Genomic DNA, 10,293 nt, shown 5'->3' with positions numbered 1-10,293 from the left:
AAACTATTTGAGCGTCTTATCAAGATAAACGGAGTAGGTCCAAAGGTAGCAATGGCTATCTGCTCTACATATACGCCTTCTCAGTTCGCAGTTGTTTTAAACAACAAAGATATAACTGGAGTGCAAAGAGTCCCTGGAATTGGCCCTAAGAGTGCAGGGCGTATTTTAGTTGAACTTAGCGGTTTTGATACTGAACTTATCATCTCTTCTGGCGAGCCAAAAAGCTTATCGGTTGCTCAAGCAAGCGAAGCGTTAGAGTCATTAGGATTTAAAAAAGATAAAATTTCAAAAGCACTAAGCTCATGCAGTGCAGTTGATACAGCAACATTAGTAAAAGAGGCTCTAAAGCTTCTACAAACAATTTAAAAGAGGTATATATTGAAGTTAAATATTTTATTCGGCGGTGCTAGTTTTGAGCATGAAATTAGCATAGTAAGTGCAATCACACTTAAAGAAAAATTATCAAATTATGAGTTAAATTTTATTTTTTGTGATCAAGACCATACATTTTATCTGATAGATGCGTCAAAAATGAAAGCTACAACCTTCTCAAGAGGTGAGTATAAAAAAATGCCTAAACTCACGCTTTCTCAGGGTTCTTTTGTTCAAAAAGGGATGTTTAACTCTTTAGAAATTAGCGCAACTGTTTTAAATCTTATTCATGGTGGAGATGGAGAGGATGGCAGTATCGCGGCACTTCTTGATTTTTTCTCTATAAAATATATTGGACCAAGAATTGATGCTAGTGTCTTCTCTTATGATAAAAGATATACAAAATGGCTTTGCGCAGCAAGAGGCGTTAAATGTTTAGAGTCTCAAGAGTTAAGCTCAAGTGAGCACTCAAATATACAGATACCATATCCTATCATCGTAAAGCCATCACGTCTTGGAAGCTCTATTGGTGTTAGCATAGTAAAAGAAGAGAGTAAGCTTGACTATGCCCTTGATAGCGCATTTGAATTTGACAACTCAGTTATAGTAGAACCATTTTTGCAAGGTGTAAAAGAGTATAACTTAGCTGGGTTTAGTGCAAATTCAAAGTTCTGTTTCTCAATCGTAGAAGAGCCTCAAAAAGAGGAGTTTTTAGATTTTGAAAAAAAATATATGGACTTTTCAAGAAGTGGACATGTAAAGGGTGCCCAGATAAGCAAAGAGTTAGAGTTAAAGTTAAGAGCAAGTTTTGAGAAAGTTTATAAAAACCTCTTTGAGGGCGCACTAATTAGATGTGACTTCTTTGTAGTTAATGGTGAAGTCTATCTTAATGAGATAAACCCAATCCCAGGATCTATGGCAAACTACCTTTTTGATGATTTTGAAGGCTCTTTAAAACTGCTTGCAAACTCACTTCCACATACAAAAAGAGCTAAAGTAAATTATGAGTATATTCACTCAATTTCCAAAGCCAAAGGGAAGTAATGGCTGTAAAGTCAATACAGTTTAAAGAGCATACCCTAGATATAAGTTATGAGATACTAAACCCAGACTCAAGTGTTGATATGATTATTTTACACGGATGGGGAAGCAATAAAGCGCTTATGAAAAAAGCTTTTGCACCATATATGGATGCGTTTAGACATATCTATATAGATTTACCAGGATTTGGGGGCTCGACTTGTAATCTTGCCCTTGAAACGAGAGATTATGCAAGGATAGTTGAGCTGTTGATGGTTCATATCAATGCTTCAAAAGATATCATAGTAGGGCACTCTTTTGGTGGCAAGGTAGCTCTTTTACTTGAACCTTCCATTTTAGTATTACTCTCAAGTGCAGGCATTTATAGAACAAAATCTTTAAAAGTAAAAGCAAAGATAGCACTCTTTAAGTTTTTAAAGCTCTTTGGACTTAGTAAATTTAGAGAGTTTTTTGTAGCACAAGATGCAAAAAAACTAAGTGAGCCTATGTATCAAACATTTAAAAATGTTGTAAATGAGGATTTCTCAAAAGAGTTTGCTTCATTTGATGGCAAAGCTCTTCTATGCTGGGGAAAAGATGACACTGCTACACCACTTAGTAGTGCAGAGATGATGCATAAGCTCATAAAAGACTCTACGCTTAACGTTTATGATGGTGATCACTTCTTCTTTTTAAATCATGCAAAAGATATATCACAAAACATAGAAAATACATTTTTAAAAACATTGGAGCATAAATAATGCAAGAGTATGAGATTTTTTTAGCATTTATAACAAACACACTTTTTGTTTTGGTTTTGGGATGGTACTTCATCACAAATCTTCAGTGGTATGACTACAAACTCTCTCGTGTGCTATTAAAACACCATAAACCTCAGTGGCATCTTATCTACTTTTTTATTCCATTTATCGCCTACTACACAACTGGAAGATTTTTTCCAATATTTTTCTTTTTTGCGATTCTACCGGCTATATTTTTATGGCATAAAAAACTAGATAAGAAACTTGTCCTTACTTGGAGAGTAAAGAGATTTTTGATACTTCTTATCTCTTTAGCTCTTTTTCAAAATATACTCTGCACAATAAAAGATGCATGTGAAGTTTATGGCGTATTTATGCCACTTTTTGTGGCTTATATTGGTAGTTTTGCCATAGAGAAGTTTTTGTTTGAATCTTTTAAAAAAGAGGCAAAGGCAAAACTCCAAAGTATGCAAAACCTCCAGATTATCGCTATCACTGGGAGTTATGGTAAAACAAGTATTAAAAACTTTGTTACTGAGATTCTTAGTAAAAAGTACAACGTTTATGCAACTCCAAGAAGCGTAAATACATTGGGCGGAATCATCAGAGATATAAATGAGTCTCTGCCAAGAAGCAGTGAAATTTATATCTGTGAAGCAGGTGCTAGGGAGAGTGGAGACATCTACGAAATCACAACTTTTTTAGAGCCTCAAAGTGTTGTTGTTGGTAAAGTTGGGCTTGCTCATATAGAGTACTTTAAAACTCTGCAAAACATTATCGCTACAAAATTAGAGATTATGAAATCTCCAAGACTAGAACGTGCATTTATCCACACTTCAGTAACAGATGAGCCTCATGAGAAAGTTACTTTTTTTGGAAATGAGATACAAAATATAGATGCAAGGTTAGATGGAACTGACTTTGAGATGAAGCTTGATGATGGAGTTTTATCTCTTCATACAGATGTTTTAGGCTCATTTCAAACTATGAACATTGCAGTAGCCATTAAAATCGCTAAGGCTTTTGGTATGAGTAACGATGAGATAGTAAAAGCAGTTAGAGGGTTAAAACCAGTCGAGCATAGGCTTGAGATGATAAAAGCTGGTGGAAAGCTTATCATAGATGATGGATATAACGGAAATATAGACGGTATGCTAGAAGGCATTAGACTCTGCTCTTTACATGATGGAAGAAAAGTTATAGTAACTCCGGGGCTTGTTGAGAGCAGTGATGAGTTAAATCTAAAACTCATCGAAGCAATAAATAGCGTCTTTGAGATAGTTATAGTTACTGGCACACTAAACGCAGAACTATTTTCTAAAAATCTAAAAGTAAGAAACAAGATAATGCTTCATGACAAGTCAAAAATAGAGTCTCTTCTTGCATCACAAACAAAAGCAGGAGATATCATTCTCTTTGCAAACGATGCGCCGAATTTTATATAGATGAATCTTAGCTTGATAGACAAAAGTATAAAACTCTTAGGATATTTTACAGCATCAATTTTAGCTATTTTGATTTTACTTGTAGTTTATGATGCAACAGCTAGATATCTCTTCTCTACTGGCTCCGTGGCACTCCAAGAGCTTGAGTGGCATCTTTTTGACATCGTTATACTTTTTGCAATCGCTTATACGCTTAGAGAAGGCGCACATGTAAGGGTAGATATATTTTACGCCTCATTTAGCGAAAAAACAAAACTACTTATAAACACTATCTCTTCACTCTTTTTTATACTTCCTTTTTCACTACTAATTATCTACATTGGGATTGATTTTGTTACGATGAGTTTTACTCAAAACGAGGCTTCATCAAACCCTGGAGGCCTAGAGTATAGGTTTTTAGTTAAATCACTTATGCCACTTTCATTTATATTTTTACTTCTTCAAGCTATTAAAGATACTAAAGATGACTTCATCAAATATAGAGCAGCATTATGATAGCTCTATTTATGTTTGTCATTGTTTTAGCACTTCTTATGGTTGGAATTCCTGTTGCGTTTGTGTTTGGAACTGTGTCGATAATCTTTGCTCTTTTTATTCCAGTGCTTGGACTTGATATCTTCTCAACGCTTCCATTTCGTATCTATGGGATTATGTCAAATACAACGCTTATAGCTGTTCCTCTTTTCATCGCTATGGGTTTGGTGCTTGAGAAGTCACTTATGGCTGAAAAACTTCTTGTGGCTATGAGCTCTGCGTTTCGTAGTGTTCGTGGTGGTTTAGCTGTTAGCGTTGTCTTAGTTGGAGCAATGCTTGCAGCTTCTACTGGGGTAGTGTCAGCGAGTGTTGTTATGATGAGCGTAATAGCGCTTCCTTTGATGCTTCGCGCTGGATATGATAAAAGCTTAGCAAGTGGAACTATAGCTTCAAGTGGAACGCTAGGGCAGATAATACCTCCATCAATTATTCTCATTATTTTGGGTGATGTTATGAGTGTAAGTGTAGGTGAGCTCTTTATGGGTGCAGTTTTGCCTGGGTTTGTACTAGTTGTGCTTTACATCATCTATATTTTAATCTTCTCATATCTAAAACCAAGTGTTGCTCCAATCGCAAAAGACGTAAAAGAGATCACTTTTACAGAGATAATAATGGCAGTAACCCCGCCTATGCTTTTAATGGTATCTGTTTTGGGAACTATCTTTGCGGGGATAGCTTCTCCAACAGAGTCAGCCGCTTTTGGAGTTATTGGCGCACTCTTGTTGTCATACTTTAATAAATCACTAAATTTTGAGATGATAAAGCATGCGTTACTTGGTAGCGTAAAGCTTAGTGGTATGATTTTTATGATTTTAATAGGTGCTACTGCTTTTTCTCTGGTCTTTAACGAACTTGGCGGAAGTGACTTGATATTGGAGTTTTTCTCTCAAGATATAGGCAATGTTTGGTTTTTTATCGCAGTTGCCATGCTTAGTATATTTATTCTTGGTTTTTTTATAGACTTCATCGAGATTAGTTTTATCATCGTTCCAATTTTAGTGCCCGTTATGAACGCTTTTGGGATAGATCCACTCTGGTTTGCGATACTCATCGCTATGAACCTTCAAGCCTCATTTTTGACACCACCATTTGGACTTTCTCTCTTCTTTTTAAAAGGAGTAGCGGGGGATAGCATAAAGACAATAGAGATATATAAAGGCATCATTCCCTTTATACTTCTTCAGCTTTTAGCACTTATTTTAGTTATGATATTTCCAGATTTAGTTTTTATGTTCGTTTAAAGGAGTAGCTATGAGAGAGATATTATATGCGCCATGGCGCGATGAGTATATAAAAGACAAAGAGATAAGAGGGTGTGTTTTTTGCCATATTAGTAAGAACGCAGATAAAGATGAAGAGCTACATGTAGTATATAGAGATGAGTTTTGTTTTATAGTTATGAATCTTTATCCATACACTCCAGGGCATTTTATGATTATCCCTCATACTCATACCGATAAACTTGAAGAGTTAGAGAGTGATGTTTGGTTGCATATTAGTGATTTGGCTCAAAAGGGTGTAAGACTCTTAAAAGAGGGACTTGGCGCTGATGGAGTAAATATCGGAATGAACTTAGGCATTGCAGGAGGTGCAGGGATTGCAGAGCATATTCATATGCATTTAGTTCCACGCTACAATAGAGATACAAACTTCATGACTTCTATCGCAAACAACAGAGTTTACTCAACAGATTTTACTAAAATTTATAAAAAAATTAAGGATTTGATCCCGAGCTATATAAGCTAGGACTTCATTGTGGATGGGGTAAATGGATTCGAACCCCTGATGACTGGACCAAAACCAGTTGCCTTACCGCTTGGCTATACCCCAGTAGATAAATAGTCCTCTAGCGAGGCTGGAATTATAAATATACAACACTTACAATTAACTTAATAATCAAAAAAATAGTAGTAAAAAAATCGCTGCTTAAATGAGACAAAAACGATGTATGATTTCATTAATATTAATGAAATAAAAGGACTTTTTTTATGGGAAGTTTAATGGTTAACAAGCAGAAATTAAAACGATTTACAATTGCTACAAAACCTATTATGGAGAGCTATCTCTCAAAACTTAGTGCAGATTTGAGTGACTACACTTTTGCTGCAAATTTTATCTGGCTTGCCAATAGCAGCGGCTTTTATTCCATCATAAATAAATCATTTTGTCTCTTTGTAATGACAGGAGGAGAGCTAACCATGCTCCTTCCTCCTTTGGGAAAGAAAAAAAACATGGTTCAAGCAATGATAAAATGTTTTGAAGTGATGAATGAAAATAACTCCTCTCCATACTACTCTCGTATAGATTATGTTCAAGGCTCTATGTTAGAGGATTTTATTCAAAGTGCTGATGAAGCAAACAGCATGTTTGAGATGCTTGAGAGTTATATAGTAGAAACAAAGTTAGTTGACTATGTTTATGAGATAGATGCTCTTATAAACCTAAGAGGTAATAGCTATCATACAAAGAGAACTGAGATAAACAAGTTTGAAAAATCATATCCTAATTATTTGATTGAAAAGTTAGATAGTACTAAGCATAAAGATGAGATTATGTATCTCTTTAATAAATGGGTAGCAGATAGGATAAAGTATATGCCAAAAGAAGAAGCAGAGCTCTTTTTAGAGGGGATTCATCAAGAGCGTCATGCAATAAAGCAGATGATAAAGCATTATGAAGAACTCTCACTTATAGGACTAGTTATCTATATAAATGGCGAGTTAAAAGGCTTTACAGTAGGTGAGCGTATAAATAGTGATACTGCAACCGTTATAATCGAGAAGACTGATTTTGAGATTTTAGGATGTGCACAGTTTATATTTAGAGAGTTCTCAAAGATGTTAAAAGAGGTTTATGAAGTAGCATATATAAATGTAGGTGATGATATGGGATTTGAAAACCTTCGTAAGGTAAAAATGTCTTATCGTCCATTTAAACTAGTGCCAAAATATACAATATATCAAAAATGAAAATTCGTAAAGCAGGGCTTAGTGATTCCTCAGAGCTTTATGCTTTGGAGCAAAAACTCTTTTTGAGCAAAAACTACCCTCTCTCAAGAGCTTCTTTTTATTATCACATAAAAAACAATATGTTATTTGTAGCAGAGATTGATAAGAAGATAGTAGGGTATATACTGGTTCTTATAAAACGTAAGAACGCTAAACTCTACTCCATTGGAGTTAAAGAGGAGTTTAGAGGTAGAAAAATTGCTCAAAACCTTTTAGAATTTAGCATAAAAGAGCTCTCAAACATCGGGTTTAACTCTGTGCTTCTTGAAGTTAGAGTAGATAATCATGAGGCAATTAAACTATACAAAAAAGCTGGCTTTATTATGAAAAAAAGTCTAAATAAATTTTACCTTGATGGGTGTGATGCCTATTTGATGGAGCTCCTTTATGCCAGTAAAAAACTATAATGAACTCTACAAAGAGATAGGAAAGAGCAAACTTTTAAAACTTCAAGTAGTTGTACTTTTTTTAACGACTTATATAGACTGGGTGATAATGCCATATATCACTAAGTTAGAGGGTCTGTATCTACCTGTATTTATGATAAGTTTTTATATGCTAATAGGCTCAACAGATGGCCTGATACAGCCACTTTTTAAGAAGATAAAGATTTATCGTATATATCTCTTTGTTATTATCCTAGACATTGTTCAGATACTAAGTTACGCTCTCTCAGAGCTAGATATGCTTCTCTTTACCTACACAATACTAAGCATCTTTACAATCCAAGCCATCACTTTTGAGATATCAAGAATCCATACGGTTGATTTTATGAAAGATGAGATTGGCATTAAAGAGTATCTTATGCTTAGATCATTTGTTGTCTCATCAGCTATTGTAGGTGGAGCTCTAACTGCTATGATACTTGATTATTTTGGAGTAAAACTTCAAAGCATGCTAATTTTGCTTGCCGTTCTTGGGGTTTTTGCCATATTTGTTGAGTATAAACTCTATATAAAGCTTAAAAATAGAGTACAAAAGGAAGATACAATCATACAGAGACAAAAAACTCTGCTAAATGAAAAGATAACATTCAGCGAGTAGTTTTTCAAAGATGTTAAAATACTCTTTATTTTAAAGTATAAAGGCTTGTTTTGGGTGGATATATTGTACTAGATCGCACAAGATTTAAACTATTACTAGATAAAGATAGAGTCGCTCTGCTTCAAAGTGTTTGCTATTTGCTTGAGAGAAAAAGATTATCCATAAATGACACGCTTTTTTGTGTGCAAGGTTTTAATCAAAGTGGTTATTTACATGAGGCTATAATTTTTTTAAGAGAAGCGCTTCGAAGTTATCCAAAAAATTACAATCTATATAAAATCTTTATAAAAATCCTATATAAATTAAACTTACTTGAAGAAGCACTCTTAGCTATCAATGAGTTACTTAGCATATCTCAAGATATAGAGACATATATACTACTTGGCAATATTTTTGAAAAATCAAGAGATTTTAAAAATGCTCTTATCGTATATGAAAAAGCAAAAAAAATAAAAGGTGAAAAATCATCTCTTTACAGGTGCATTTCAGAGCTTTATAAAAAACTAGCAAGAGCAGATTTAAGCTTTGAGAGCCTTAAAGAAGGGATAGAGCTATATCCAAATAACAAAGATATGCTCCTTTTGTATGCAAATGAGTTGTTTCAAAACAACGAGTTTTTAGATGCCGAGGTAGTTTATAAAAAGATAATTAAACTTGATGATAAATTTATTTCTGCTTATGTAAATCTTGGAGTAGTAAAAAAAGAGCTAGGTATGTATAACGAGGCTCATGATATCTATGAAAAAGCATTACAGCTTAGTCCACAAAATCCTGGAGTTTATAATAATTTAGGGGTTTTGTTTAAAGTAGAAAAAGAGTTTTATAAAGCTTTTAAGTCTACTAGAAAAGCTATAGAGATAAACCCAAACAGCGCAGACGCTCATGCAAATATGGGAGCTATTTTAAAAGAGACAAACAAACCAAAATGGGCACTGAAATACTTTGAGAAGGCACTTAGCCTAAACCCACTACATATAAATGCAAATGTTGATTATGGGATTACAAATCTACTTTTAAACTATTATAAAAAAGGGCTTCCTCACTATGAACATAGAGTGAGAATGAGAGAATTTTTACCAAAACTCATAGGTTTAAACCCTGCAAAAATGTATAAAAAAGGTACAGATATAAGAGGTAAAAGAATCCTTGTTTTTTCTGAGCAAGGTTTTGGAGATACGTTGCAGTTTGTAAGGTTTATAAAGCTTTTACAAGCGCGTGGTGCTTTTGTGATTTTAAGAGTGAGAAAAGAACTAAAGAGACTGTTTAAGCAAAATACCATTGCCGATAAGATTATCTTAGAGGGTGGGGAGGAAGCGTATGACTACCACTTACCACTTCTTAGCATACTTTATCTTTTTGATATAGATCCAAACGATAAAGCTTTAAACATTGCATATTTAAAAAGTGAAGTAAAGAGTAAACAAGATGATGGATTTAAAAAAATAGCCTTTTGTTTTGGAGGAAGTCCAACTCACAAGGGTCATAAATATAGATTTATAGAGCCTCAAAACTTTGAATTTTTAACGAAATTAAAAAACACAAAGATATACACTCTTCAAATAGGAGAGGATAGCAAAAGGCTAAAAGAGTGCGCTTTTTACAAAGATATAATCGATAAAACTGATGAGATAAATGATTTTTATGATACATCTTTACTTCTTAGTGAGATGGACTTAGTAATAACTTCAGACACCTCAGTTGGGCATTTAAGCGGAGCTATGGGAGTTCAGACTTGGCTCTGTTTAGGAGTAAATCCAGATTGGCGTTGGGGTCGAGATGCAAAAGAGACATTTTGGTATCCAAGTATAAAAGTATTTCGCCAAGATAAAAAAGCTAATTGGGAGAGTGTTTTTAAAGATATTAAAGATGCTCTAAAAGAAGATTAAACACAAATAACAGCCATTTTAGGGTATAATATAGAACACTTGTGTAGTTTTTTTATGATGGCTGGAGAGATGAGATGTCACTAGATTTAGATAATAAAAATATTGAATATAAAAATAATAAAGTTATCATAAAAGCACTACCTGCTAATGGCGAAAATTTATCTGTATTTGTCAGACCTGGCGACGAGGTTGTTTTTGACATAAAAGGGATAGATCCTGATAA

At 34.1% G+C, this 10,293-nt stretch carries 11 protein-coding genes and 1 tRNA gene; 11 read left to right on the top strand and 1 reads right to left on the bottom strand.

Features of this window, described 5'->3' with window-relative positions; all coding sequences use genetic code 11:
• From ruvA to PHI38_RS07115, 7 genes are all read left to right on the top strand, one after another.
• On the top strand, positions 1-366 hold a 366-nt coding region (gene ruvA, locus PHI38_RS07145), incomplete at its 5' end, for a Holliday junction branch migration protein RuvA (RefSeq protein ID WP_299854388.1).
• A gap of 12 nt (positions 367-378) precedes the next feature.
• On the top strand, positions 379-1,416 hold the full coding sequence (locus PHI38_RS07140) for a D-alanine--D-alanine ligase (RefSeq protein ID WP_299854385.1): 1,038 nt from the start codon (positions 379-381) through the stop codon (positions 1,414-1,416).
• A complete protein-coding gene (locus PHI38_RS07135; RefSeq protein WP_299854382.1) occupies positions 1,416-2,153 on the top strand; it encodes an alpha/beta hydrolase in 738 nt (245 codons plus the stop codon). The genes PHI38_RS07140 and PHI38_RS07135 overlap by 1 nt, the downstream gene beginning before the upstream one ends.
• Positions 2,153-3,598 carry a UDP-N-acetylmuramoyl-tripeptide--D-alanyl-D-alanine ligase gene (locus PHI38_RS07130; protein ID WP_299854379.1) on the top strand — a complete coding sequence of 482 codons (1,446 nt, stop codon included), beginning with the start codon at positions 2,153-2,155 and terminating at the stop codon, positions 3,596-3,598. Before PHI38_RS07135 ends, PHI38_RS07130 begins: the two co-directional genes overlap by 1 nt.
• The gene (locus PHI38_RS07125; RefSeq protein ID WP_299854377.1) at positions 3,599-4,093 is read left to right on the top strand and encodes a TRAP transporter small permease subunit; all 495 of its coding nucleotides are present in this window, start codon (positions 3,599-3,601) and stop codon (positions 4,091-4,093) included.
• Positions 4,090-5,373: a TRAP transporter large permease subunit gene (locus PHI38_RS07120; protein ID WP_299854374.1), complete on the top strand. Its 1,284-nt coding sequence runs from the start codon at positions 4,090-4,092 to the stop codon at positions 5,371-5,373. Before PHI38_RS07125 ends, PHI38_RS07120 begins: the two co-directional genes overlap by 4 nt.
• Before the next feature lie 10 nt (positions 5,374-5,383).
• On the top strand, positions 5,384-5,878 hold the full coding sequence (locus PHI38_RS07115) for an HIT domain-containing protein (RefSeq protein WP_299854372.1): 495 nt from the start codon (positions 5,384-5,386) through the stop codon (positions 5,876-5,878).
• Positions 5,879-5,888: 10 nt separating this feature from the next.
• On the opposite strand, the gene PHI38_RS07110 is transcribed toward PHI38_RS07115, so the two are convergent.
• Positions 5,889-5,962, bottom strand: a tRNA-Gln gene (locus tag PHI38_RS07110).
• 158 nt (positions 5,963-6,120) lie between these two features.
• Between PHI38_RS07110 and PHI38_RS07105 the strand changes: the two genes are divergently transcribed.
• From PHI38_RS07105 to PHI38_RS07090, 4 genes are read left to right on the top strand one after another with little or no spacing between them, the layout of a single operon-like run.
• The gene (locus PHI38_RS07105) at positions 6,121-7,101 is read left to right on the top strand and encodes a phosphatidylglycerol lysyltransferase domain-containing protein (protein ID WP_299854369.1); all 981 of its coding nucleotides are present in this window, start codon (positions 6,121-6,123) and stop codon (positions 7,099-7,101) included.
• Positions 7,098-7,547, top strand: a complete 450-nt coding sequence (gene rimI / locus PHI38_RS07100) for a ribosomal protein S18-alanine N-acetyltransferase (RefSeq protein WP_299854367.1) — start codon at positions 7,098-7,100, stop codon at positions 7,545-7,547. Before PHI38_RS07105 ends, rimI begins: the two co-directional genes overlap by 4 nt.
• The gene (locus PHI38_RS07095; RefSeq protein ID WP_299854364.1) at positions 7,528-8,184 is read left to right on the top strand and encodes a hypothetical protein; all 657 of its coding nucleotides are present in this window, start codon (positions 7,528-7,530) and stop codon (positions 8,182-8,184) included. Before rimI ends, PHI38_RS07095 begins: the two co-directional genes overlap by 20 nt.
• 50 nt (positions 8,185-8,234) lie before the next feature.
• On the top strand, positions 8,235-10,070 hold the full coding sequence (locus tag PHI38_RS07090; RefSeq protein ID WP_299854362.1) for a tetratricopeptide repeat protein: 1,836 nt from the start codon (positions 8,235-8,237) through the stop codon (positions 10,068-10,070).
• The last annotated feature ends 223 nt before the right edge of the window (positions 10,071-10,293 follow it).

This window comes from Sulfurimonas sp. (assembly GCF_028694895.1).
Taxonomy (GTDB): Bacteria; Campylobacterota; Campylobacteria; order Campylobacterales; family Sulfurimonadaceae; genus Sulfurimonas.
The sequence above is the reverse complement of the archived record's forward strand: the minus strand, read 5'-3'. Positions and strand labels throughout refer to the sequence as shown.

Coding starts and splice junctions, on each gene's coding strand:
- PHI38_RS07135 (WP_299854382.1), top strand. CDS start 1,416: ATGGCTGTAAAGTCAATACAGTTTAAAGAGCATACCCTAGATATAAGT.
- PHI38_RS07130 (WP_299854379.1), top strand. CDS start 2,153: ATGCAAGAGTATGAGATTTTTTTAGCATTTATAACAAACACACTTTTT.
- PHI38_RS07125 (WP_299854377.1), top strand. CDS start 3,599: ATGAATCTTAGCTTGATAGACAAAAGTATAAAACTCTTAGGATATTTT.
- PHI38_RS07120 (WP_299854374.1), top strand. CDS start 4,090: ATGATAGCTCTATTTATGTTTGTCATTGTTTTAGCACTTCTTATGGTT.
- PHI38_RS07115 (WP_299854372.1), top strand. CDS start 5,384: ATGAGAGAGATATTATATGCGCCATGGCGCGATGAGTATATAAAAGAC.
- PHI38_RS07105 (WP_299854369.1), top strand. CDS start 6,121: ATGGGAAGTTTAATGGTTAACAAGCAGAAATTAAAACGATTTACAATT.
- rimI (WP_299854367.1), top strand. CDS start 7,098: ATGAAAATTCGTAAAGCAGGGCTTAGTGATTCCTCAGAGCTTTATGCT.
- PHI38_RS07095 (WP_299854364.1), top strand. CDS start 7,528: ATGCCAGTAAAAAACTATAATGAACTCTACAAAGAGATAGGAAAGAGC.